At 26.8% G+C, this 26,223-nt stretch carries 23 protein-coding genes; 21 read left to right on the forward strand and 2 right to left on the reverse strand.

The window, feature by feature from the left end; genetic code table 11:
• The first annotated feature begins 147 nt into the window (after nucleotides 1-147).
• From HF862_RS03925 to HF862_RS03950, 6 genes are all read left to right on the forward strand, one after another.
• On the forward strand, nucleotides 148-348 hold the full coding sequence (locus tag HF862_RS03925) for an adenine deaminase C-terminal domain-containing protein (protein ID WP_240934773.1): 201 nt from the start codon (nucleotides 148-150) through the stop codon (nucleotides 346-348).
• A 170-nt stretch (nucleotides 349-518) separates the two neighbouring features.
• Nucleotides 519-1,883, forward strand: coding sequence for a sodium:alanine symporter family protein (locus HF862_RS03930; protein WP_170186627.1), 1,365 nt, complete (start codon nucleotides 519-521; stop codon nucleotides 1,881-1,883).
• Nucleotides 1,873-2,640 carry a DeoR/GlpR family DNA-binding transcription regulator gene (locus HF862_RS03935; RefSeq protein ID WP_170186628.1) on the forward strand — a complete coding sequence of 256 codons (768 nt, stop codon included), beginning with the start codon at nucleotides 1,873-1,875 and terminating at the stop codon, nucleotides 2,638-2,640. The genes HF862_RS03930 and HF862_RS03935 overlap by 11 nt, the downstream gene beginning before the upstream one ends.
• 301 nt (nucleotides 2,641-2,941) lie before the next feature.
• Nucleotides 2,942-4,216 (forward strand): MFS transporter, encoded by a 1,275-nt coding sequence (locus HF862_RS03940; protein WP_170186629.1) that lies wholly within the window; start codon nucleotides 2,942-2,944, stop codon nucleotides 4,214-4,216.
• A gap of 18 nt (nucleotides 4,217-4,234) precedes the next feature.
• Nucleotides 4,235-5,275, forward strand: a complete 1,041-nt coding sequence (locus HF862_RS03945) for a sugar phosphate isomerase/epimerase (protein ID WP_170186630.1) — start codon at nucleotides 4,235-4,237, stop codon at nucleotides 5,273-5,275.
• Between the two features lie 22 nt (nucleotides 5,276-5,297).
• The gene (locus HF862_RS03950) at nucleotides 5,298-6,167 is read left to right on the forward strand and encodes a YitT family protein (RefSeq protein ID WP_240934774.1); all 870 of its coding nucleotides are present in this window, start codon (nucleotides 5,298-5,300) and stop codon (nucleotides 6,165-6,167) included.
• A gap of 68 nt (nucleotides 6,168-6,235) precedes the next feature.
• Here the strand turns inward: HF862_RS03950 and HF862_RS03955 are convergent, their stop codons facing one another.
• The gene (locus HF862_RS03955) at nucleotides 6,236-6,700 is read right to left on the reverse strand and encodes a CAP domain-containing protein (RefSeq protein ID WP_170186631.1); all 465 of its coding nucleotides are present in this window, start codon (nucleotides 6,698-6,700) and stop codon (nucleotides 6,236-6,238) included.
• Between the two features lie 140 nt (nucleotides 6,701-6,840).
• Here HF862_RS03955 and ylxM point away from each other — a divergent pair, with 140 nt between their 5' ends.
• From ylxM to HF862_RS04005, 10 genes are all read left to right on the forward strand, one after another.
• A complete protein-coding gene (gene ylxM / locus HF862_RS03960; RefSeq protein ID WP_170186632.1) occupies nucleotides 6,841-7,152 on the forward strand; it encodes a YlxM family DNA-binding protein in 312 nt (103 codons plus the stop codon).
• Between the two features lie 9 nt (nucleotides 7,153-7,161).
• Nucleotides 7,162-8,514, forward strand: coding sequence for a signal recognition particle protein (ffh, locus tag HF862_RS03965; protein WP_170186633.1), 1,353 nt, complete (start codon nucleotides 7,162-7,164; stop codon nucleotides 8,512-8,514).
• A gap of 64 nt (nucleotides 8,515-8,578) precedes the next feature.
• Nucleotides 8,579-8,839 carry a 30S ribosomal protein S16 gene (gene rpsP, locus HF862_RS03970; RefSeq protein ID WP_170186634.1) on the forward strand — a complete coding sequence of 87 codons (261 nt, stop codon included), beginning with the start codon at nucleotides 8,579-8,581 and terminating at the stop codon, nucleotides 8,837-8,839.
• Between the two features lie 139 nt (nucleotides 8,840-8,978).
• Nucleotides 8,979-11,150 (forward strand): Tex family protein, encoded by a 2,172-nt coding sequence (locus HF862_RS03975; protein ID WP_170186635.1) that lies wholly within the window; start codon nucleotides 8,979-8,981, stop codon nucleotides 11,148-11,150.
• Between the two features lie 17 nt (nucleotides 11,151-11,167).
• Complete coding sequence (locus HF862_RS03980) at nucleotides 11,168-13,600, forward strand: ATP-binding protein (protein ID WP_170186636.1); 2,433 nt, start codon at nucleotides 11,168-11,170, stop codon at nucleotides 13,598-13,600.
• Nucleotides 13,601-16,378, forward strand: coding sequence for an isoleucine--tRNA ligase (ileS, locus tag HF862_RS03985; RefSeq protein WP_170186637.1), 2,778 nt, complete (start codon nucleotides 13,601-13,603; stop codon nucleotides 16,376-16,378).
• A gap of 12 nt (nucleotides 16,379-16,390) precedes the next feature.
• Entirely contained in the window at nucleotides 16,391-16,855 is a 465-nt protein-coding gene (lspA, locus tag HF862_RS03990) for a signal peptidase II (RefSeq protein ID WP_370456844.1), read from the forward strand.
• Between the two features lie 29 nt (nucleotides 16,856-16,884).
• Nucleotides 16,885-17,760: a glycine--tRNA ligase subunit alpha gene (glyQ, locus tag HF862_RS03995; RefSeq protein ID WP_170186639.1), complete on the forward strand. Its 876-nt coding sequence runs from the start codon at nucleotides 16,885-16,887 to the stop codon at nucleotides 17,758-17,760.
• Between the two features lie 46 nt (nucleotides 17,761-17,806).
• Nucleotides 17,807-19,876 carry a glycine--tRNA ligase subunit beta gene (glyS, locus tag HF862_RS04000; RefSeq protein ID WP_170186640.1) on the forward strand — a complete coding sequence of 690 codons (2,070 nt, stop codon included), beginning with the start codon at nucleotides 17,807-17,809 and terminating at the stop codon, nucleotides 19,874-19,876.
• A 106-nt stretch (nucleotides 19,877-19,982) separates the two neighbouring features.
• Complete coding sequence (locus HF862_RS04005; RefSeq protein WP_170186641.1) at nucleotides 19,983-21,176, forward strand: coenzyme F420-0:L-glutamate ligase; 1,194 nt, start codon at nucleotides 19,983-19,985, stop codon at nucleotides 21,174-21,176.
• Nucleotides 21,177-21,219: 43 nt separating this feature from the next.
• Here the strand turns inward: HF862_RS04005 and HF862_RS04010 are convergent, their stop codons facing one another.
• Entirely contained in the window at nucleotides 21,220-21,384 is a 165-nt protein-coding gene (locus tag HF862_RS04010; protein WP_170186642.1) for a hypothetical protein, read from the reverse strand.
• Nucleotides 21,385-21,651: 267 nt separating this feature from the next.
• Between HF862_RS04010 and HF862_RS04015 the strand changes: the two genes are divergently transcribed.
• From HF862_RS04015 to HF862_RS04035, 5 genes are all read left to right on the forward strand, one after another.
• Nucleotides 21,652-22,464, forward strand: a complete 813-nt coding sequence (locus tag HF862_RS04015; protein ID WP_170186643.1) for a Cof-type HAD-IIB family hydrolase — start codon at nucleotides 21,652-21,654, stop codon at nucleotides 22,462-22,464.
• Nucleotides 22,465-22,647: 183 nt separating this feature from the next.
• On the forward strand, nucleotides 22,648-22,833 hold the full coding sequence (locus HF862_RS10005) for a VOC family protein (RefSeq protein WP_304205970.1): 186 nt from the start codon (nucleotides 22,648-22,650) through the stop codon (nucleotides 22,831-22,833).
• Nucleotides 22,834-22,843: 10 nt separating this feature from the next.
• Nucleotides 22,844-23,464, forward strand: coding sequence for a TetR/AcrR family transcriptional regulator (locus HF862_RS04025; protein WP_170186644.1), 621 nt, complete (start codon nucleotides 22,844-22,846; stop codon nucleotides 23,462-23,464).
• A 230-nt stretch (nucleotides 23,465-23,694) separates the two neighbouring features.
• Nucleotides 23,695-25,098: a TolC family protein gene (locus HF862_RS04030; RefSeq protein ID WP_170186645.1), complete on the forward strand. Its 1,404-nt coding sequence runs from the start codon at nucleotides 23,695-23,697 to the stop codon at nucleotides 25,096-25,098.
• Entirely contained in the window at nucleotides 25,098-26,222 is a 1,125-nt protein-coding gene (locus HF862_RS04035) for an efflux RND transporter periplasmic adaptor subunit (RefSeq protein WP_170186646.1), read from the forward strand. The genes HF862_RS04030 and HF862_RS04035 overlap by 1 nt, the downstream gene beginning before the upstream one ends.
• Nucleotide 26,223: the final 1 nt, after the last annotated feature.

Consider the following 26,223-nt stretch of genomic DNA (forward strand, 5'->3'; position numbering starts at 1 on the left):
TTGTTGTGGTGACTATATTATACAAAAAAGAGAGCTGAGTAAAACATTTTTTTTAAAATGTTACTCAGCTTTTTTTATTTTGAAGATTATGTTATTTAATATTTTTCTAATAAAATCTTTATTTAAAAAAATAAAGCTTATGTTATAATGAAAAAATTAAAAATATTAGAGTTGGGAAAAGAAATTGAAAAATTAAGATTTGAAATGAGAAGACAAGGATATAAACATTATAATCCTATAATGTCTTTATGTACTTTATCACTACCTGTTTCTCCAGCTTTAAAAATAACTGATAAAGGTTTAATAGATGTTAGCAATTCAAAAATAGTAAATTTATTAGTAGATTAATAAATAATAAAAAGAGATATTGTATTATTTTACAATCTCTTTTTTTTATAAAAAAAATATAAAAAACCATATAAAACAACAAAAAACTATAAAAAATAAACAAAACACTTCAAAAAAACTCATAAATATGTTATAATTATATAAAATAATTTTATTGTTTAGGAGGGTATATGGAGAGGCTAGAATTTATTTTAGAAAAAATATCTAATATTATTTGGGGAAATTATTTAATGGTAACTTTAATGGGGGTTGGAGTATTTTTTACTATAATTACAGGTGGAATTCAAATAAAAGGATTTCCTTTGGCAATTAAAGAATTAATACAATCTATTAAAGGAAAAAATCAAGTGAAGGGTGAAGGGACACTTTCATCATTTCAAGCTCTTTGTACAGCTTTAAGTAGTTGTGTTGGTAATGGAAATATAGTTGGAGTAGCCACAGCCATTGCCAGTGGAGGACCAGGAGCAGTATTTTGGATGTGGGTTGCTGGTATTCTAGGAATGGCCACTAAATATGCTGAAATAGTAATAGGAATGATATATAGAGAAAAAACTGATGAGGGAAATTATGTTGGAGGACCAATGTATTATCTTTCAAAAGGACTTGGTTGGAAAAGAATAGGGGTAATTTTTGCATTTTTAATGCTTATTCAAATAAGTGGAGGAGCTTTAATTCAATCTAATGCTGTAGCTATTGTATTAAATGATATATTTGGAATAAAACCTATTATAGGTGGAATAATGATGGGAATGGTAGTTACAATAGTTGTAGTTGGTGGAGTAAAAAGGTTAGGAGCAGTAGCAGAAAAATTAATTCCTATAATGACATCTATTTATTTTTTTGGTGGAATTATAATAATTATTTCTAACATAAATCATATCCCTTATGCTATAATGAATATTATATCTAGTGCTTTTAATACAGAATCAGTTGGTGGGGGAGTTTTAGGATATACAATAAAAGAAGCTATGAGATATGGAATTGCTAGGGGATTATATTCAAATGAAGCTGGAGAAGGAAGTGCCCCAGTACTTCACTCAGCAGCTATTACAGATTTTCCAGCAAGACAAGGACTTTATGGAATATTAGAGGTATTTATTGATACTGTAGTAATATGTAGTTTAACAGCTTTTATAGTTTTAACTTCTGGAGTAACAGAACAAAATATTTCTCCAGCTGTTTATGTAATTACAGCTTTTGGAGGAATTCATTATTTATTTAGATATATTATAGGAATAAGTATGGTACTTTTTGCTTTTTCTACAGTTTTATCTCAATGGTATTTTGGAAATGTCACTCTTACATACATATTTAACTCAAAAGTCGCTTCATATTTTAAATATATATTTGTATGTTTAACTTTAGTTGGTTCTGTTAGTACTTTAAAAATTGTATGGGCATTACAAGATACTGTTTTAGGACTTATGATAATACCAAATCTTGTTGGAATCCTTCTTTTGAGTGGAAAAGTAAAGAAAGCAACAAAAGAATTTTTAGATTATTTAAAAAAGGAGAAAAAAAATTATGTTGGCTAATGATAGACAAAATAAAATAATTGAAATCTTAGAAAGAGATGGAAGTGTAAAAGTGTCCAATTTAGTTACTCTTTTTGATGTGTCATTGGAAACAGTAAGAAGAGATTTAGATGTTTTAGAGAAAAAAGGAATAGCTGAAAAAGTTTATGGTGGAGCAATTTTAAAAGATAAAGAAAATAATACAAATTTAAGTTATTCATTTAGAGAAACAAAAAATAAAGACCAAAAAAGAGAAATAGCAACTATGGCTATAAAATATATAAATGAAGGGGAAACAATAGCTTTAAATGGAGGAACTACAAATATTGAGATAGCAAAACTTATAAAAGATAAATATAACGTTCTTACTGTTGTAACTAATTCATTAAAGATAGTAGAGGAGCTTGAGGATTCTAAAGGAATAAACTTAATTCTTGCTGGTGGAATTTATAATAAATCAGAATTTTCTTTTCTTGGAATTCAGACAGAAAAATTTTTAAATAATTTTACTGTTGATAAATCTTTTATAGCTGTAGGAGGAGTTTCTTTAAAAAGAGGAATTACTGATTATCTAATTGATGAGGTAGTAGTTCAGAAAAAAATGATTGATATAAGTGAAGAGGTTATAATATTAGCTGATTCAAGTAAAATAGAAAATAATTCTCTTATAAAAATTTGTGATATGGAGGACATAAATTTTATAATAACAGATTCAAATCTTGATGAAGAAATAAAAAAATTATATTTAAAAAAAGGAATGGATATAAGAAATTCATAAGTAAATTTATAATATAAAAGATAAAAAAAGTAGAACTATTGTAAAGAAAGCAGTAGTTCTATTTTATTTTTTTGTAGAAAAGCTTTTTTAAAATATTTTTCAGTATTAAAATTTTTAATTAATTTATATTTTCTGTGTTTTTAATCTAAAAAACACTTTTTGCAAATAAAAAACAAAAAAATAAAACAAAAAACAACAAAATAACAAAAAAAGTATTGATTTTTTTTGAAAAATGTGTTATTATTCTTTTGAAGATATTAAAATAAAACAAAAAATTAAAAGTTAGGAAAGGAGAATATGGATGGAAAAAGCAACAGGATTAAAAAAATGGCTAAGATTTATTATTTTGGTAATAGGAGCAGGAACAGTATTTAAATTATCATCTTTAAAAGATGCTTTTTATGTTCCTATGCAAGAATTTATGGGATTATCACACACTCAGATTGGAGCAGCTCTTTCTGTTTATGGATTGGTTCAAACAATAGGGAACTTTGCTTCTATTTATATATCTGACAGATTTTCTAAGAGAATAATGATTTCAGTTTCTCTAGTTTGTGTTGGACTTGTAGGAATTTATATTTCTACTTTCCCTGGATATATGGGAATTTTATTAGCATGGGGATTATTATCATTCTTTGGAGAAGTTGTATATTGGCCAGTTCTATTAAAAGCAGTTAGACTTTTAGGAGATGAAACAGAGCAAGGAAGACTTTTTGGATTCTTAGAAGCTGGAAGAGGAGTAGTAGATACAATAGTAGCTTTTTCTGCTTTAGGAATATTTGCTTTACTTGGTAAAGGGTCAGCAGCATTAAGAGGAGGAATTTTATTCTTTGCAGGAGTTGTAATTGCTATTGGAGTTATTTCTTATTTCTTTATAGAAGATGATACAATTGAAACTGTTGATAAAGATGGAAATGAGTTAAGTAAAAATAAAGTTGCTTGGAATGGAGTTATGCAAGCTGTAAAAACTCCAGAAATCTGGGTTGTATCACTAACAATTGCATCTATATATTCAGTTTATTGTGGACTTACATATTTTATACCATTTTTAAAAGATATATATGGAATGCCTGTAACTTTAGTTGGAGCTTATGGAATTATTAACCAATATGGATTAAAAATGGTTGGAGGACCTGTAGGTGGAATGCTTGCAGACAAAAAATTTAAATCAGCTACTAAATTTATGAGAGTAGCTCTTTTAGTATCAATAGTAGCAATGTTTGGATTTATGAATTTACCACATGAGTCAATGAATGTTTATGTTGGAATGGCGTGTACTTTAGGATTTGGAGCTATAATTTTCTCAATGAGAGCTGTTTTCTTTGCTCCAGTTGATGAGATAAAAATTCCTAGAAATATAAGTGGAGCAGCAATGTCAATAGTATGTATCTTTGGTTATTGTCCACAAATGTTTGCTTTCACATTATATGGAAGTATGTTAGACAAACATCCTGGAATGGCAGGATATAAAATGGTATTTACAACAATGATAGGATTTGCAGTTTTAGGAGTAGTTATAACTACAGTATTATTAAAAATGATAAAAAGAAAACAAAATGAAGTTGTAGCAGATTAATTTTATGGGAGGATAAAAATGTTAAAATTAGGGTTAGAAAGTGAAAGCTTACATTTATGGTTTCAAAATAAAAGAATGGATATTTTTGGATTTATTGAAAAAGCTCATGAATTAGGATTTGATGGTGTACAAATTAATGTGGTTCCAGATTATAATCTTGACCCTGTTTGGGGAGCTTTAGGTGGAAATTCAGATGAACATTTAAAAAAAGTAAAAGAATTAATAGATAAATATAATCTTTATGTAGAAATTGATACAAGAAATTTAGAGTATGACCATTTAGTAGAAGTTATAAAAGTTGCTGATAAATTAGGAGCAGAAATAATAAGGTCTTATATTCCTATAAAACCATTAAAAGCTGAAGCATTATCTGGAGAAGATGGAGCTTATGACTTTGCCAAAGTTCGTTGTGACTTTGACCCAAACTCTTTTGATGAAGGAATAGAAAAAGTAAAAAAATTAATTCCTGTTTTACAAAAATATAGAATAAAACTTGCTCTTGAAAATCATGAGTATGAAACTTCAGAAGAATTAGTAGATGTAGTAAAAAAATTAAATTCTAAATGGGTTGGACTTCATTATGATTTTGGAAATTCTATGATGGTTTGGGAAGAACCTGTAAAAGCAGCAGAAAATATGGCTCCTTATACTTTAACAACACATTTTAAAGACCATATAATAATAGAAGACCCAAGTGATAAATATGGATATGTAGTTTGTGGAGTTCCAGCTGGAGAAGGGAATATAGATTTAGAAAAAACATTTGCAATTATGATGGAAAAATCAGGTTTAACAAGAATAAATGTTGAAATGTGCTATCCTTATTGTGCTCAATTTAAAAGAACACCAGGAACAGGTGGAGTAGAAAAAGTTGGAGAGGGAACATTCAAAGTAGAAAAACCATTATATGATTATAATGTAATGAGACCTCGTCAATATTATTATCCACAAGAAGTATCAAATGAACTTTTAGAAGAATTATTAGAAAAACAAATGAAAGGTGTAGAAAAAAGTTTTAAATATTTGAAAAAATTAAGAGATAATTATTTTGGAAAATAAAATATTTTGAAAAGAGGGATTTATGTTGAAGAAAAAATGGATGGATTATATTATAGTCTATATTGGGTGTATAATACAGGCCTTTTCTATAACATGTATATTAAAACCTAATGGCCTTACAGTTGGAGGAATTACAGGATTATCTTTAACTTTAGGAAAGATATTTAATTTTAATTATACATATATTTATTACAGTATATGTCTTTTAATATTAGTTTGTGCAAAAATTTTTCTAGGAACAAGAGAGGTAAAAAAAATAGTTCTTCTTTCAACTACCTATCCTTTAATTCTTATTGGAATGAATCAAATAAAATTTAATTTTCTTTCTGATACTCCAGAAAAATTACTTATATGTATTTACTATGGAATATTTATGGGTATAGGAACAGGATTGGTATTAAAAAAAGGATTTTCTCAAGGAAGTTCAGATACAGTTGCAAAAATTTTACATAAAAAATTATTTCCTTTTATGGGAATAAGTCAAGTTTTATTAGGTCTAGATATAACAATCCTTCTTATATCAGGAGTTGTTTTTGGAAAAACAGCAGTGCTTTATGCTATTATAATGCAAATGATATATAGTAAAACAATAAGTACAGTACTATTTGGATTTGGTTCATCGCTTGTAAAAGTTGTAATTATAAGTGACCAAATAGTAAAAATATCTAATTTTATGAAGAATACAATTCATAGAGGATTTAGTATAGGAACAGTAGTAGGTGGACAAAATAAAGTAAAAAGAGAAAAAATAATATCTGTATGTTCTCTAAGAGAAGCTATGCTAATAAAGGAATTTATAACAAAAATAGATGAAAATGCCTTTGTAAATATAGTACCAACAATAGCAGCTTGGGGAAGAGAAGATGGATTACAAAAATTAAAAGAGAATTAATAAAAATAAAGAGAAGATATTGTAAATTTTTTAATATCTTCTCTTTTATATTATCAAAAAATATATTTTTATTTTTGACTTCTCTCTTTTAAAAATAATTGAACCCAATAGGTATTATTATTTTCATCAGTAAACTTTCCTATACCTGTGTATGTATATTGAGGATTTAAAAGATTAGCTCTATGACCTTTAGATTCAATCCAACTTTTAGCCACATCTTTTGGTCCATTTGAATTTCTAGCTAGATTTTCAGCAATAGCCAAATAAGAAATCTCATATTCTTTAAAAAATTCTCCTAAAGAAGAATATCCACCAGCATAATGGTCAAGTTTCCCCTCCTTAGCTACTAAAGAAGCTTTTTTTATTGCCATTTCATTTAAAATTTCTTTTTCTTCTAATGGTGAAAGATTATTTTCAACCCTTTCATTATTTATAATATCTAAAATCTCTTGTTGATAATTTTCTCCATAAGAAATTATAGAAAAAATTATAAAGGTAAAAATAATAAGTAAATAATTTAATAATTTTTTCATAGAACCTCCAAAAAATAAAATAATTATAATATATTATAAGATTTTTTTTAGAAAATTTCTAGAAATTATAAAAAAATAAAAGTAAAGAAAAAATACTTGACAAATTTTAGAAATTTTAATATAATATCTTGGTGATATAAATGGAACTAAAAGAAATGATAGAAATTGGTATTTTACTAGATTATTATAAGGTTCTTTTAACAGAAAAACAAAGTAGATATTTAATAGAATATTTTGAAGAAGATTTATCACTTACAGAGATTGCTGAAAATTATGGAATAAGTAGACAAGCTGTCTACGATAATATTAAAAGAGGAATAAAAATTTTAAAAAATTATGAAGAAAAATTAAAATTTTATGAAAGAGATAAAGAACTTCAAAAGGATTTATTAGAATTAAAAAATAATTTTACAATGGAAAAACTTGATGAAATTATAAAAAAATTAAGTTAGGGAGCAATTATGTTAGAAAATTTAGGAAATAGATTCCAAAGTATTTTTAAAAAAGTAAGAGGACAAAGTAAACTTACTGAAAGCAATATAAAAGAAGCTTTAAAAGAAGTTAAAATGTCATTATTAGAAGCTGATGTAAACTATAAAGTTGTAAAGGATTTTATAAATAAAATACAAGAAAAAGCTATTGGAACTGAAGTTTTAATTGGAGTAAATCCAGGACAACAATTTATAAAAATAGTTAATGATGAATTAATAGAACTTCTTGGAGGAACAAATTCAAGATTAACTAAGGGAGTAAAAAATCCTACAGTTATAATGTTAGCAGGACTTCAGGGGGCTGGAAAAACTACATTTGCTGCAAAATTAGCTAATAAATTAAAGAAAGATGGAGAAAGACCATACTTAGTAGCTGCTGACGTTTATAGACCAGCTGCTATGAAACAATTAGAAGTTTTAGCTAACCAAATAAAAGTTCCAGCTTATATAGATGAAACAAATAGAGATGCAGTAGATATTTGTAGAAGAGCTTGGGCAAATGCAAAAACTCAAGATTATACATATATGATAATAGATACAGCAGGAAGATTACATGTTGATGAGACTTTAATGGATGAATTAGCTGATATAAAGAAAACTGTAAGACCTCAAGAAATATTATTAGTAGTAGATGCTATGATAGGACAAGATGCTGTAAATTTAGCTAAAAACTTTAATGATAAGTTGAGTATAGATGGTGTAATTCTTACGAAATTTGATGGAGATACTAGAGGTGGAGCTGCACTTTCAATAAAATCAGTAGTAGGAAAACCAATAAAATTTGTAGGAGTTGGAGAAAAAATTGAAGATTTAGAGTTATTCCACCCTGAAAGATTAGCTTCAAGGATTTTAGGAATGGGAGATGTTGTATCATTAGTTGAAAAGGCTCAAGAAAGTATAAATGCTGATGATATGAAATCTTTAGAGGAAAAAATAAAAACTCAAAAATTTGATTTAGAAGATTTCTTAAAACAATTACAAGCTATAAAGAGAATGGGGCCACTAGGAAGTATCTTAAAGATGATACCAGGAATGGGAGAGATTGGTGACTTAGCTCCTGCTGAAAAAGAGATGAAAAAAGTTGAAGCTATTATTCAATCTATGACAAAGCAAGAGAGAAAAAAACCAGAAATCCTTAAGGCTGAAAGAAAATTAAGAATTGCAAAAGGAAGTGGAACTGATGTATCTGATGTCAATAAACTTCTTAAACAATTTGAACAAATGAAGGGAATGATGAAGATGCTTAGCTCTGGAAAGATGCCTAATTTTGGAGCAGGATTCCCAAAAATGCCAATGGGTAGAAATGGAAAAAGATTTTTTTAGTAGTAAACAACAAAGTTAATAAATAAAATAAAAATAAATAGAAATTATAAGGAGAAGTGATTAAATGTTAAAATTAAGATTAACTAGATTAGGAAGCACAAAAAGACCAGTTTACAGATTAGCTGCAATGGAAAACTTATCAAAAAGAGATGGTAAAGCAGTAGCTTATTTAGGAAACTACTATCCATTAGAAGATTCTAAAGTAGAATTAAAAGAAGAAGAAATCTTAAACTTCTTAAAAAATGGAGCTCAACCTACAAGAACTGTAAAATCTTTATTAGTTAAAGCTGGAGTTTGGGCAAAATTCGAAGAATTAAAAAAATAATTGAGAAGATTATTTAAACAAGAATAAGGCAGCCTTAAGGTTGCCTTTTTTATTAAAGGTAGTGTGTTCATAAGATGGAAATCTTTATGAAAATATGTTATAATATAAGAGTTTATAAAAGTATATTGTGGAGGAAGAGATGAAAAATATTTTTGAAATAATAAGTGAAGAACTTAAAATAGGAATAAAACAAATAGAAAATACAGTAAAACTTTTAGATGAAGGCTCTACAGTACCTTTTATATCTAGATATAGAAAAGAAGCAACTGGAAATCTTGATGAAAATCAAATTGGAGATATTTTAAAATCTGTAACTTATATTAGAAACCTTGAAAAGAGAAAAGAGGAAGTTATAAATCTTATTGAAGAACAAGGAAAACTTACAGATGAATTAAAGAAAAATATATTAGAAGCAACAAAGCTACAAGAGGTAGAAGATTTATATTTACCTTATAAAAAAAGAAGAAAAACAAAAGCTGATATAGCTATTGAAAAAGGATTAGAACCTTTATCTCAATTTATATATTTAGCAAAAACAATGGAAAGTATTGAAAAAGAAGCAAAAAAATATATAACTGAAGAAGTTGGAACTTTTGAAGAGGCTATTGAAGGGGCAAAATTAATAGTAGCTCAAAAAATTTCTGAAAATGCTCAATACAGAGAATATTTAAGAAATGTTTATTTAAAAGATGCTATTGTAACTTCAAAAAATACTAAAAAAGCTTTAGAATTAGATGAGAAAAAAGTTTATGGTGATTATTATGAGTATAGTGAAACTATAAAAACAATACTTTCTCATAGGGTTTTAGCTTTAAACAGAGGAGAAAAAGAGGAAATTTTAAATGTTTCTTTAAAAATAGAAGATGTTGTAAGAGATAGAATAGAAAAATATATTTTAAAGAAAGAATTTAAAAATTATGAGATTGAAGAATTTCTTTTAGAAATTATAAAAGACTCTTTAGATAGATTAATACTTCCGTCAATAGAGAGAGAAGTAAGAAATATTTTAACAGAAAAAAGTGAAGAAGAAGCTATAGGAATATTTAAAGAAAATTTAAAAAATCTTCTTTTACAACCACCTTTAAAAGAAAAAAATATTTTAGGATTAGACCCTGGATATAGAACAGGTTGTAAAGTTGCAGTAGTAGATAAAAATGGATTCTATGTAACAAATGATGTATTCCATTTAGTTGAAGGAATGGACAGTCCAAAACAACTTGAAATATCTCGTGAAAAATTATTAAAATATTTAGATAAATATGAGATAGATATAGTTTCAATAGGAAATGGAACTGCTTCAAGAGAGACAGAAAGTTTTGTAGCAAAAACTATAAGAGAAAATAATAAACAAGCAAAATATGTAATAACAAATGAGGCTGGAGCTTCAGTATATTCAGCTTCAAAATTAGCAAATGAGGAGTTTCCAGACTTAGATGTTACAGTAAGAGGAGCTATTTCAATAGCTAGAAGAATACAAGACCCATTAGGAGAGCTTGTAAAAATAGACCCAAAATCAATAGGAGTTGGAATGTATCAACATGATGTTGACCAAAAAAGATTGGCTGAATCTTTAGAAGAAGTAATTGCTTCAGTAGTTAACAGTGTTGGAATAAATGTAAATACAGCTTCTTGGGCATTACTTGAACATGTATCAGGAATTAAAAAAAATATTGCTAAAAATATTGTAGAATACAGAAAAGAAAATGGAAACTTTAAAAATAGAAAATCTTTATTAAAAGTAAAAGGACTTGGAAATAAAGCTTACGAACAAATGGCAGGATTTTTAATAATCGAAAATGGAGAAAACATTTTAGACAATACAATTATCCACCCTGAATCATATGAAATAGCAGAAGAAATTTTAACAGTAAATAATATATCTCTAAAAGAATATAGAGAAAACTTAAAAGATAGTAGAGAAAAATTAAAATCATTTAATTTTGAAAAATTTGCTGATGAAAAGGGATATGGAAAAGAAACTGTAAAAGATATATATGAAGCTTTAATAAGAGATAGAAGAGACCCAAGAGATGAACTTGAAAGACCTCTTTTAAAATCAGATATATTAAATATTGAAAATTTACAACCTGGAATGGAATTAGAAGGAACAGTTAGAAATGTTGTAAAATTTGGAGCTTTTATAGATATAGGATTAAAAAATGATGCCCTATTACATATATCAGAAATTTCTGATAAATTTGTAAAAGACCCAAGTGAAGTATTATCTGTTGGTCAAATAATAAAAGTTAAGGTAAAAGATATTGATAAAGAAAGACAAAGAGTAGGATTAACTAGAAGAACTACCAAATAAAAAAGAGTGAGGTTATCTTGAAAAATTTTAAATTGAGGATAAATAAAGATTCTATAGTTCTTAAAATAATATTTTATACAAACATAGCTATAGTAATTTCATCTATATTTGTGGCTACAATAATAACTTTTATTACATTCAAAGATATGGAAAGTAAATTATTAAATACTGCAAAAGAAAAGGTATTTATATTGGAAAAGGCTAATATGAATTATATGTATAGCTTTATGACTGATGTAAATCAAGTTTTACTTAAAGAAAATTACTTTCAAAAAATATCGAAAGCTGAAGTGGATAAAAATTACAAAAAATTGTGTGAAATACTTAAGAATGAACTTATAAGGGAAAATTTTAAAAAATATTATAAGACAGAGATTGCTTTTTTGAATGAAAATGGTAAAATTTTAGGATATAGTGGAGATAGAAATATATTTGATGATGAGCAAAATGTTTCTCTTCAACAAATAAAAGAGATTGCTAGAGATAAAATATATTATATAGCCAATTATAATTCCAAGGTATATTCTAGAAGTATTTTATCAATTTCCATAAGTAGAGAAAAAGATATAAATGGATATTTGATTATATCTACTCCATTAGACAATAATATTTTGGAATATATAAGAGATTATATAGAGCTTTCTCCATCAGATAGAATTTTTATTCTTTCAAATGAAGAATATATTTATGGAGATTTTAATTTTGATGTAAAAGGAAAAGGGTTATTTAAAAGAAAAAATAGTAAAATAGTAAAAGATGCTCAATATTTCTTTAAAACTCTTGAAATAAATGAGAAATCTTATTATATAACAACTACAGCTTTAAAAAATATAACAGGAGATAAAAATTTAGGATATTTTGGAATTGGAATTTCAAGAGAAAATTTTCTTAAAACTAAAATAATTATTGCTATTTTTATAGGAATCATGGTATTATCTTTTGTGACTATAGCAACTACATGTTTTAGTAAATTATTGAGAGAAATATTATTACCTCTTAAAGAGATTTCAGATGCAGCAGAGGATATAAGTAATGGAAAATATGATACTGTTATAGATTTTAATGGAAAAGGTGAAATAAAAGTTTTAGAAAATTCCTTGAAAGGAATGTTAAAAAGACTTGAAGAAAATCAGAGAACTTTAAAAATAAGAAATAAAATTTTAAAAGAAAACTTAAATAAAATGAAAGTTATAGAAAAACTTATTTTAGGTATAGAGATAGAGGACAGTATAGTTGACACAGTAAAAAAAATAATGAAAACTTTTGTTTCTGAATCTGAATTAGGATTTTCAAGAGCTATGTTTTTTAGATATAGTCGTGAAAGAGATGCATTAATTGGTGAGATGTGTATACTTAACTCCCATATAACTGAAATAAGAAATGATATATTAAAAGAAAGAAAAAATGGTTTTGATTTTCAGATAAATCAATTAGAAGATGTAATTAAATTGATAAAAATACCTTTTTCAAGTGAAAACTTGATTACTACATCACTTAAAGAAAGAAAAATTTTGTATGTAAATGATAAGGGTTATAAACATAATCTAGGAAATGACCTTTTTAATAGTATAGGACTTAAAAATTTTATAGCAATTCCTATTTATAATATTGATTATTATACAGGAGTAATGTTATTTGATTATTATACAAAAGAAAAACAAATAACAGAGGAAGATGTAGAACTTATTAAAATCTTAATAATGAATGTTGCTACAAAATTAAAAAATAAAGTTGAAGAAAAAGAAAGAATAGACTTTGAAAGAAATAGAACTATAAATAATATAACCGAAAGATTTTTAACAACAAGGGAAGAAGCTTTAAATAAATTAGTTGGATTAGTTCAGGAAAATAAAAGTGATAATTTAACTGAAATAGAAGAAGAAATCAAAGAATTTAAAGAAAAAGTTAAGAATATAAAATATTCTAATAAAATTTTGAAACAGTATTCTAACCCTTTAAATAGAAAAAAATTAGAACCTGTTAATATAGAACATTTTATAGTAGAGGTTATAGAAGAGTTTAGAGGTATAGTCAGAGAAGATAGAAATGAAGATAAAATAAATATAGCTTCTTTTATAAGTTATACTGGAGATGTTTTAGGAAACAGAGAAAGATTGAGGAGAGCATTTATAGAAATATTGAAAAATGCTTATGATGCTGTTCTAGAAAATGGAAGAACAGATAAAAAAATAACAATAATTGTAATTAGAGATAAGCTTGCTAATAAAATAAAAATAGATATAAAAGATAATGGAATAGGAATGAGTGAAGAGCAATTAAAAGATGTGTTCCAGCCATTTATGACTTATAAAGGAGATACTCCAGGGTTAGGAATTCCATTAGCTGAAAGAGTAATTAAAGATTGTAAAGGAGTTATAAAAATTTATTCAACTCCAAATCAAGGAACAGAAGTAAAAATAACTTTAAATATATTTAAGGAGGATAATTAAATGGAAGATAAGGATTATGGAAAAACACTGAATCTACCAAAAACAAGTTTTCAAATGAAAGCTAACTTACCAAACAAAGAACCTTTAATGGTTAAGGATTGGACAAAACAAAAAATATATGAAAAAAGTATAGATGAAACTAAACCAAGTTTTATACTACATGATGGACCTCCATATGCAAATGGAAATATTCATATAGGACATGCTTTAAATAAAGTTTTAAAAGATATAATTTTAAAATATAAAAGATTAAGAGGGTACAATGCACCATATATTCCAGGATGGGATACACATGGTCTACCAATTGAATTAAAAGTAAGTGAAGAGTTAGGGGAGAAAATGAAAGAGATGTCTCCTTTAGAAATCAGAGAAAAATGTACAAAATATGCTAAAAAATGGGTTGGAATCCAAAGAGACCAATTTATAAGACTTGGAATTTTAGGAGATTGGGAAAATCCTTATTTAACTTTAAATCCAGAATATGAAGCAAAACAATTAGAAGTTTTTGGAGAATTATATAGAAATGGATATATTTTCAAAGGTTCTAAACCAATATATTGGTCTCCAGTAACTGAAACAGCTTTAGCTGAAGCTGAAATTGAATATAAAGATATAAAATCTCCTTCAGTTTATGTAAAAATGAAAGCTAATCAAGATGTATTAGATAAAATTGGAATGACTGAAGAAACTTATATAGTAATTTGGACAACAACTCCTTGGACTTTACCAGCAAACGTAGGAATTTGTTTAAATGCTGAGTTTGAATATGGAGTTTACAAAACAGAAAAAGGAAACCTAATTTTTGCCAAAGTATTAGCTGAAAAAGCTATGGAAGAAATAGGAATCAAAGAATGTGAATTAATAAAAGAATTTAAAGGTCAAGATTTAGAAAGATTAACTTATCAACATCCATTTATTGAAAGAACAGGAACAATTATTTTAGGTGACCACGTTACAGCTGATGCAGGAACAGGTTGTGTACACACAGCTCCTGGACATGGACAAGATGACTATGTTGTTGGTGTAAGATATGGATTACCAATTCTTTCACCTATTAACTATAAAGGTGTTTTAACAGAAGAAGCTGGAGAATTTGCTGGTTTATTCTATGAAAAAGCTAATAAAGTAATTTGTGAAACTCTATTAGAAAGAGGAATAATGTTATCTTATAATGAGTTTGTTCACTCATATCCACATGACTGGAGGTCAAAAACTCCAATAATCGTTAGAGCAACTGCTCAATGGTTCGTAAAAGCTGAAGGTTCTGATTTAAGAGAAAGAGCATTAAAAGCTTTAGATGGAGTAGAATTTGTACCTGATTGGGGAAGAAACAGAATAGGTTCTATGTTAGAGAAAAGACCTGACTGGTGTATCTCTAGACAAAGAGCTTGGGGAGTACCAATTCCTGTATTCTATGTAGATGAAGAAGTAGTATTTAATCAAGAAATTTTAGAAAGAGTAGTAGAAATTGTTAAAAAAGAAGGTTCTGCAGCTTGGGTAAAATATTCAGCTGAAGAATTAATCGGAGAAGAGTTATTAGTAAAATATAACTTAAAAGGAAAAGAAATTACAAAAGAAACTAACATAATGGACGTTTGGTTTGACTCTGGAGTTTCTCACAGATCAGTTCTTGAAACTAGAGGAACATTATTACACAGACCAGCTGATTTATACTTAGAAGGTTCTGACCAACATAGAGGATGGTTCCAAACATCTTTATTAACATCAATTGGTTCTACATTTGATGCTCCATACAAAAAAATATTAACACACGGATTCGTAAATGATGGACAAGGAAGAAAAATGTCTAAATCTTTAGGAAATACAGTTTCTCCAGAAGATGTAATTAAAGTTTACGGAGCAGATATTTTAAGACTTTGGTGTGCTTCTGTTGATTATAGAGATGACGTAAAAATTTCTGACAATATTTTAAAACAAATGGCTGAAGCTTACAGAAGAGTAAGAAATACAGCTAGATATATATTAGGAAATACTTTTGATTTTGACCCAACTAAAGATGCTGTTCCATATGCAGAATTAGAAGAAATTGATAAATGGGCATTACATAAATTAGAAGTATTAAAAAGAGAAGTTACAGAAAGCTATGATAAATATGAATTCTATAACTTATTCCAAGCAATTCATTATTTCTCTGGAATAGATATGTCAGCTTTCTATTTAGATATTATAAAAGATAGATTATATACTGAAAAACAAGATTCTAAAGCTAGAAGGTCAGCTCAAACAGTAATGAATGAAGTTTTAGTTTGTCTTGTAAAGATGATAGCTCCAATTCTTTCATTTACTGCTGAAGAAATTTGGGGAAGATTACCTGAAAAAGATAGAGATGGAGAATCAGTTCATTTAACAAATTGGTTTGAATTTAATGATGAATATTTAAATGAAGAATTAGCAAACAAATGGAATACTGTAATTAAATTAAGAAAAGTTGTAAATAAATACCTAGAAAAAGCAAGACAAGGAGAAAATAGAATAATCGGAAATGCTCTTGATGCTAAAGTAGTATTAAATACAACTGATGCAGAATTAAAAGAATTTATAACTGCAAATAAAGATTTATTAGAAATGGTATTTATAGTTTCTCAATTAGAATATACAGATGAAGTTACAGATGAATTTGTAGCAGATGAAGAGATGGAAATAAAAGTTAAAGTTGCTCATGCTGATGGAGAGAAATGTGAAAGATGTTGGAAATATACAACAGAGTTAGACCACGAAACTTCTCTTTGCCCAAGATGTGCTGCAGTTTTAAAATAGGTAGATACTATGATTTATTATTTAATAGGAATAGTCGGGTTGGTCTTTTTAGACCAACTGACTAAAATTCAAATAGAAAATAATTTTTTTATTGGAGATTCTTTAGCAATAATCCAAGATTTTTTTCATATTACTTATGTTCAAAATAGAGGAATAGCTTTTGGAATTTTTCAAGGAAAAATAAATTTGATAAGTGTATTTACAGTAATAGCTATTATAGGAATTATATATTATTTTCTAAAAACTTTTAAAAAATCTAGTTTTTTAGAAAAGTTAGCTTATATGTTAATAATTTCTGGAGCTATTGGAAATATGATAGACAGAATTTTTAGAGGTTATGTTGTAGATATGATTGACTTCAGAGGAATTTGGTCTTTTGTATTTAATATGGCTGATGTCTATATAAATATAGGTGTAGCTGTGATACTTTTAGATATGTTTATCAAAGCTAAAAAAGATTTAAAAGAAAAAAAGTAAAATTTTAAATTTAAAGTGGAGGAATGAAAATGACATTTCAAGAGATAATAACAACTCTTCAAAGATATTGGGGGTCAAAAGGTTGTGTTTTAGGAAATCCATATGACATAGAAACAGGAGCAGGGACATTTAACCCTAACACTTTCTTAATGGCTTTAGGACCAGAACCTTGGAAAACTGCATATGTAGAACCATCAAGAAGACCAAAAGATGGAAGATATGGAGAAAACCCAAATAGAGTTTATCAACATCATCAATTTCAAGTTATAATGAAACCTTCTCCAGATAATATTCAAGAATTATACTTAGAAAGTTTAAGACTTTTAGGAATAATTCCAGAAGAACATGATATAAGATTTGTTGAAGATGACTGGGAATCACCAACTCTTGGAGCTTGGGGACTTGGTTGGGAAGTATGGTTAGACGGAATGGAAATAACACAATTTACATATTTCCAACAAGTTGGAGGATTAGAACTTGATATAGTTCCAGTAGAAATAACATATGGATTAGAGAGAATAGCTCTTTACATTCAAAATAAATCAAATGTTTATGATTTAGACTGGACAGAAGAAGTTAAATATGGAGATATGAGATATCAATATGAATATGAAAATTCAAAATATTCATTTGAATTAGCAAATTTAGAATCTCATTTTAAATGGTTTGATGAATATGAAGCAGAAGCTAAGAAAATCTTAGATGCAGGACTTGTATTACCAGCATATGACTATGTTTTAAAATGTTCTCATACATTTAATGTTCTAGATTCAAGAGGGGCAATTTCTACTACAGAAAGAATGGCTTATATTTTAAGAGTAAGAGATTTAGCAAAAAGATGTGCTGAAATCTATGTAGAAAACAGAAAGAATTTAGGATATCCATTATTAAAGAAAAAAATCTAGTCAGTTAATAATGGAAATATAATTGAGATAAAAAGGAGATAAAAACATGAGGTTATTATTTGAAATAGGAATGGAAGAAAATCCAGCTAGATTCCTAGTTAATGCTTTAAATGACTTAAAAAATAATTTATCAAAAAAATTCAAAGATGAAAGAATAAAATATGAAGAGATAAAAACTTTTGGAACTCCTAGAAGATTAGTTATTTTAGTAGAAGGATTAGCAGAAAGACAAGAGGACTTAAATGAATTAAATATGGGACCAGCAAAAAGAGTGGCTTATGGTGAAGATGGTTCTTTATCAAAAGCAGGACTTGGATTTGCAAAATCTCAAGGAGTAGAAGCAAAAGATTTAGAAATAGTTGAAACACCAAAAGGAGAATATATTGCTGTTAGAAAATTCTCTAAAGGGGTTGAAACAAAATCTCTATTATCTGATATTCTAAAAAATCTTGTATTAGAATTAGAATTTCCAAAATCAATGAAATGGGCAGACAGAAAATTTAGATTTGCAAGACCTATTCAATGGTTTTTAGCTATAGTTGATAATGAACTTGTAAAATTTGAAATTGAAGGAATTGAAAGTGGATTAGAATCAAGAGGACATAGATTCTTTGGTGGAAGATTTACAGTATCAAATGTTGATGAATATTTTACAAAAATAAGAGAAAATAATGTTATCATTGATATAGCAGAGAGAAAACAAATGATAAGAGATATGATAGCTAAAAATTGTACTGGAGAAAACGAAGTAGTTTTAATCCATGAAAATCTTTTAGATGAAGTTACAAACTTAGTAGAATATCCTTATCCAATAGTTGGTACATTTAATTCAGATTTCTTAGAAGTACCACAAGAAGTTTTAATTATATCTATGGAAGTTCACCAAAGATATTTCCCAATTTTAGATAAAAATGGAAAATTATTACCAAAATTTGTTGTAATAAGAAATGGTATTGAATATTCTGATAAAGTTAAAGCTGGAAATGAAAAAGTTTTATCAGCAAGACTTGCTGATGCAAGATTTTTCTATCAAGAAGATTTAAAACAATCTTTAGTAGAAAATGTTAAAAAATTAGAAACAGTAGTATTCCAAAAAGATTTAGGAACAATAGCTGCTAAAATCAGAAGAGTATCAAAACTTGCTGATACTTTAATTGATAGATTAGGATATAGTGATGTAAGAGGAGATATCCAAAGAACTATCACTTTATGTAAAGCTGACCTTGTAACAAATATGATAAACGAAAAAGAGTTTACAGAACTTCAAGGATTAATGGGAGCTGACTATGCTTTAAAATCTGGAGAAAAAGAAACAGTTTCTTTAGGAATTCAAGAGCATTACTTCCCAAGATTTAAAGGGGATAAACTTCCAACAACTAAAGAGGGAATTGTTGCAGGAATCTGTGATAGAATGGATACTTTAGTAGGATGTTTAGGAGTTGGAGTACAAGTTACAGGTTCTAAAGACCCATTTGCTTTAAGAAGAGCAGCTTTAGGAATTGTAAATGTTATTATAAATTCAAACTTAAATGTATCTTTAGAAGAGTTAGTTGATAGAAGTATAGAAATTTTAGAAGCTGACGGAGTATTAAAAAGAGATAAAGTAGAACTTAAGAAAGAAGTATTAGAGTTCTTAAAGCAAAGAGTAATCAATGTATTTACAGATATGGGATACAGAAGAGATGTAATATTATCAGTAGTAGCAGTAGCTTGGGATAATGTTATTGATACAAAAGCAGCTATAGAAGTATTAGAAAGTACAGTTCAAGAAGAAAGTTTTAAAAACTTAGTAGGAATTGTAAAAAGAGTTGGAAATATTGTTAAATCCCATAAAGATTCTTCTATTGATGTTAATTTATTTAGTGAAGATGCAGAAAAATCATTACATAATTATGTTGAATCATTAAATAAAGAAGTAGATTCTTTACTTTCTTCAAAAAATTATAAAGGATACTTAAATGAAGTATTAAAAGGTGAAGAGGTAGTAAATAATTACTTTAATAGTGTAATGATAAATGATAAAGATGAAGCTATAAAAAATAATAGATTATCTCAAATGAAAAAATTAAATGACATTTATGAAAAAATGGCAGATTTAAATCTAATTGAGGGATAGAAAAAGAGCAGTTTTTACTGCTCTTTTATTTTTTATTTGACAAAAGTAGCTAAAAAATATTATAATTAAATGTTAAAAATAAAATCAATGTAAAAGGAGAAGATGTATGGGAAGATTAGTAGGAACTATTTCAAGAGGACTTCGTGCACCAATTATAAAACAAGGTGATGACATTACAACTTTTACAGTTGATGCTGTATTAGCTGCTTGTGAAAGTGAAAATATTACATTAAGAAATAGAGATGTGGTAGCTATAACAGAATCAGTTGTAGGAAGAGCTCAAGGAAACTATGCTACAATAGATGATATAGCAGCAGACGTTAAAGCAAAATATGGAGAAAATACAATAGGACTTATATTCCCAATATTAAGTCGTAATAGATTTTCTGTATGTTTAAAAGGAATAGCAAAAGGAGCTAAAAAAATAGTTTTAATGTTTAGTTATCCTTCTGATGAAGTTGGAAACCACTTTATTGATTATGATTTATTAGATGAAAAAGGTGTAAATCCTTGGACAGATGTTTTAACAGAAAAAGAATTTACTGAAAAATTTGGAAATCCTATCCATGTATTTACAGGAGTAAACTATATAGAATATTATTCAGAATTAATAAGAGAGCAAGGTGCAGAAGTAGAAGTTGTTTTTGCTAATAATCCAACAGCTATCTTAAAATATACAGACTGTGTGTTAAACTGTGATATTCATACTCGTATGAGAACTAAAAAATTATTAAAAAAAGCTGGTGCTAAATTAGTTTATGGAATGGATGAAATATTAACTGAATCAGTTAATGGAAGTGGATATAATGCTGATTATGGATTATTAGGTTCTAATAAAGCTACAGAAACTTCTGTAAAATTATTCCCTCGTGACTGTAAAGAGTTAGTTGTAAAAATTCAAAAAATGTTAGAAGAAAAAACTGGAAAACATATAGAAGTTATGGTTTATGGAGACGGAGCTTTCAAAGACCCAGTTGGAAAAATTTGGGAACTTGCTGACCCTGTAGTATCTCCTGGATATACAGATGGATTAGAAGGAACTCCAAACGAAATTAAATTAAAATATTTAGCTGATAATGATTTAGCTGGATTGAAAGGTGAAGAGTTACAAAAAGCTGTTGCTGAAGCAATAAAAGGAAAAGATTCTGACCTTAAAGGACAAATGATAACTCAAGGAACTACTCCAAGAAGATTAACAGATTTAATTGGTTCATTATGTGACTTAACTTCTGGAAGTGGAGATAAAGGAACACCAATTATTTTAATTCAAGGATATTTTGATAACTACATAGATGACTAATAAAAAAGATAGGCTATTGTAAATGTACAATAGCCTTTTTTATTTATATTTTTTCATATCCTTCTACATCTAAAACCATTCCAGATGTAAAAACACTTACAAAGTTACAACTTATCTTAATATATTTTAAATTTTTTAAATATACTGGAATAAACACTTTTATTCCGTCAACATCTTCGTTGATATATTCAATCTCTCTTTTTTCCATATCAGAAATATGTTTAACGAATTCACCCTGAATTACATCACGACATCCAGCTCAGCCAAAGGCCAATGTTTCTCTTTTTAAACAAATACCAATAATATCATTTTTCTTAATGTATTTTGATACTCTTTCAGTAATTTCTATTTTCACATTTACCTCCTTTATAACTTTTTATATATTATATCATAAAATTTTTATGAATATTTTAATTATTGAATTATTTTTTATTCTAATATATAATTATAATGGGAAAATGAAAAGGAGAGAAGTATGAAATATAAAGTAGTGGTAAGTGATTTAGATGGAACTTTATTAAATTCAAATCATGAAATTTCAGCTTACACAAAGGAAACTATAAGGGAAATAATTGAAAAAAAAGGTATAAAATTTATTATAGCCACAGGTAGACATTTTATAGATGCCTCTTGTTTTATGAAACAATTAGGAGCTGAATCTTATTTAATATCTTCTAATGGAACTAATGCTCACAATGAAAAAGGAGAGATTTTAGTTGAGCATATAATGGATGAAAAAATAGTAAAAGAGTTATTAAATTTAAAAGTTGAAGAGGATATTTCTGTAAATATCTTCACAAATGATGGTTGGTATGTAGAAAAATATTTTTCTGAGTTTGAAAAATATCATAAAGAATCTGGATTTTCTCCTAATGTAGTAGACTTTAAAAACTTTAATAAAAAAGATGTATTAAAATTTTGTTTTATAGCTGATGATGTGAAAAAAATAGAAAAATTAGAAAATCAAATAAGAAAAAATCCGATACTTAAAGGTGAGATAACTATTACAGCTTCTTTAGATATATGTTTAGAGATTATGAAAAATGATGTATCAAAAGGAAAAACTCTAAAAGAGATATTGGATAGAGGAGGATTTAAATTATCTGAAACAATTGCTTTTGGAGATGGACTTAATGATGAAGAGATGTTAAGTATTGTAGGAAAAGGATTGATTATGGGTAATGGAAGTGATAAATTAAAAAGAGCTTTACCTAATAATGAAGTAATACTAACAACAGATGAAGATGGAGAAGCAAAATATCTAAGAAAAATATTTTTGGGAGAATAATATGAGCCATATGGGCAGAAAAATTAGAGGAGTTAAAAGATTTTTATTGTAAATTTTTTAATGGAGAAAGTAATGAAAAGTATGTAAATAAGATAAAAAAATTTGAATCTTACTTTCTTTTGAAAGTGGTTGTAGGTTAGAACTTATGAAAAGAGTTGATATAAAGGAGGAGGAAGAAAGAGAATAGGATTTACACATCTAGCTTTTAAAGTTGATAGAAAAGAGAAAGTAGATGAGATGACAGAAAACTTTAGAAAAAATGGGTATAAAATAGTTGGTGAAAATAGAACTACAGGAGATGGATGCTATGAAAGCATAATTTTAGACCCAGATGGAAATAGAATTAGTTGGATAACTAAAAATAATTAGGAGAATATTTATGAGACAAAAAGAAAAAAATACAATATCACAGTATAAAATATTTCAGGCTGCTTTGGAAGAATTTGGAAACTATAGTTATGATAAATCTTCTATAAATAGGATTTGTGAAATTGGAAAAATATCAAAAGGAGTGATGTATCATTATTTTAAAGAGAAAGATGAGCTTTATCTTTTATGTGTAAAGTATTGTTTTGATTTGATGGTAGATTACTATAAAGAAAACTTAAACGAGGATTTAGGTTGGAGAAGAGGGATAAAAACTTTCTTAGAAATAAGATATAAATTTTTTACTAAATATCCAAATATGCAAAAAATATTTTTTAATACTTTAATAGGGGAACCAAAACATCTTGTTAATGAAATAGCTAATATAAAAAAAGAATTTGATGAATTTACTTTTAACTTTGCTAGAAAAAATATATTAAAGATGAAAATTAGAGAAAATTTAGAAGTTGAAGATATTATAGCTTTTATTGAATTTACTCAAAATGGTTTAAATGAAAAACTACATAAAAAAGTACAGGAAACAGGAGATATAGAAAAAGTATTTGAAGAATATGATGAAAATATAGAAAAATGGTTGGATATATTATTATATGGAATTGTAAAAAATGATTAAAATAAAATTAAATAATAAAAGTTCTTAAAGACTATTACAGATTTTGTAATAGTCTTTATTTTTGTCTTTTAATTTTTAGACTTATTAGTTTAGAAAATAAAAATTAAAATAAAAAGTTTTAATGACTTAAATCATTAAAATAAACAAAAATAAATTGACAAAAATAAAAAAAAGTAGTATATTAAGCTTGTTAAAAATAGACTAAGTAGTTTATAAAAAAAGGAGAAAAAATGATGAAATTTTTATTGATGTTATCTTTTATTTTTGTTGTGGGATGTACCAATAATCAGCCTGTAAAAAATATGGAATTAGAAAAAAATAAACCTAAAATAGAAAATAAAAGTACAAAAAATCCCAAAATTTATATACAAGATATTTCTGTTGCTGAAGCTATATTAACAGCTAGAGAAAGAAATTTAGATTTAGAAATTAAAAGACTAGAAAGTGAAATTTCAACTTTAGATAGAAAAATAGCTTTCAGTAATTTTTTACCCTCAATTAATTTTGGTGGAGGATATACAAAATTAGATGACGATATAAATATTGGGGTAAATACTTACGGACTAGGTAGTTCTTTTGGATTACCTGATATTTTAGGAATGAGAGCAGTGGATAAATCTTTCTATACTTATAGCATAAATGCTCAAGTTCCTATATTTGTTCCATCTACTTGGTATTTATATAGTGCTAGAAAAAAAGGAGAAAATATTTCACAGATTGTGGAGGAGTTAGCAGATAAGATGTTACAGTTACAAGTTATGGGAGAATATTATTATATACTTGCTTTAGAATCAGAAAGAGAAACTTTAGAAAATCAATTAAAATCAGCTAAAGAACTTCAAAGAAAAGTAGAAGTTTCATTAAAAGTTGGCAGTGTATTACCTTGGGAGTTAGAAAAATCAAAAACTTTAGTGGCGACTAAAGAATTTTTATTGGATAAAAATAAAAGAGATTTAGAAATAGCAAAGATGAGTTTAAAAAGAACTTTAAATATGGATATGTCAACAGATATAAGACTACAAAATATAGATACAAATATAAAAAAATTATCCTCTTTAGATGAGTGTATATATAAAGCTATAAATCAAAATGAAAAATTGATAATCATAGAGGAACAAAAAAATATTGGAGAAGATATTAAGAAAATAGCCATATCAAATTTTTTACCTAAGATTATTTTAGGTGGAGGATATGGAAATAATAGTAATGAAATTTTAATGGATTCAGATTTTTTATATGGAAATGTTTCAGGAATTGTAAGTATATTTAATGGATTTAGAAATATTAATGAATATAAAAAAGCAGTAAGAAATCAAAAAATAGGAGAATTAAAATTAGAAAAAGAGTATATGACAACTATTTTAGAAACTGCAAAAGCTTATAAAAATGTAGAAAATGCTCAAGAAATTTTAAAAATAGCCAATATGAATTTTAATTCTGAAAAAGGAAAATTAAAACAGAAAAAAACAGAAAAAAATGTTGATTTAATAGATAATGAGGAATATTACAAAGCTTTAGCTGATTATGAAAAAGCTTTTAGTGATAGAGAAAAAGCAAAATATCAATATGAAATGGCAGTAGGAACATTAAAAATAGTTATGGGAGAAAATCCTTTTGAGGAGGAAGTAAAATAATGAAAAAGAAATTTTTATTAATAGGATTTTTATTAATTTTTATGTTAGGGTGTGAGGAAAGGGAAAGTAAACCTTTGATAAGACCTGTAGAAGTTTACAATGTAGAAAGTATATCCAATGAAATAGTGAAAGAATATCCAGGAATTGTGTCAGCAAAAAATGAAACTTCATTGGCTTTTAAAATTTCTGGTCCTCTTGAAAAACTAAATGTAGAAGTTGGGAGTTTTGTAAAAAGAGGGGATATAATAGGGAAATTGGATAAAAGAGATTATATATTACAAGAGGAGATTTACAAAAATAAGGTGATAATGGCTGAAAGTGGATACAACTCTTCAAAAGCTATTAGTAAAAATGCAAAACAACAATTTGAAAGAATAGAAAAACTTTATAAGACAAAAAATTTACCTAAAAAATCTTATGACGAAGCAGTAGCTAAAGTAAAATCAGCAATAGCTGGAGAAAAAGCCTCTTTTGCTCAATATAAAGAAGCATTAAAAGGATTGGAAAATGCTAAAAATCAACTTAAAGATACAGTGTTGATAGCCCCTTATGATGGATATATAAGTAGTAAATTTTGTGATGAAGGCTCAGTAGTAGGAGCAGGACATCCTATTGTAAAAATTTCATCTTTAGAGAAGAAAAGAATAAAAATAAATATATCAGAAAAAGAGATAAAGGAATTTTCAAAAATAACTAATGGGAAATTTTTGTATAATGGGACAGAGAAAGATATAGAAATTGCTGAAATTGGAAAAGTTAAAGGTATTGTAAATTTAAGTTATCCTGTAGTTTTTAAATTTTTAGAAGATGATATAGATATTCCTGTAGATTCTCAAGGGATAGTAAAAGTAGATTTTGAAAATGAAAAAACTAAAGGAATGATAATTCCTATTGAAGCTATTTTTGAAAAAGATAATCAAACAAAAGTTTGGATTTTCTTAAATGGAGTTGTCAATGAAAAGAATATAAAAATAATTTCTCCTTATTCAGATGGAAAAGTAGTAGTAGAAGGATTAAATATAGGAGATAAAGTAGTTTCAAGAGGAGTTCATGAATTAAGTAATAATCAACAGGTTGAACTTTTAAAATCATTTTCAGAAACAAATGTAGGAAAAGTTTTATAGG

Source organism: Fusobacterium sp. FSA-380-WT-3A (assembly GCF_012843705.1).
Taxonomy (GTDB): Bacteria; Fusobacteriota; Fusobacteriia; order Fusobacteriales; family Fusobacteriaceae; genus Fusobacterium_B.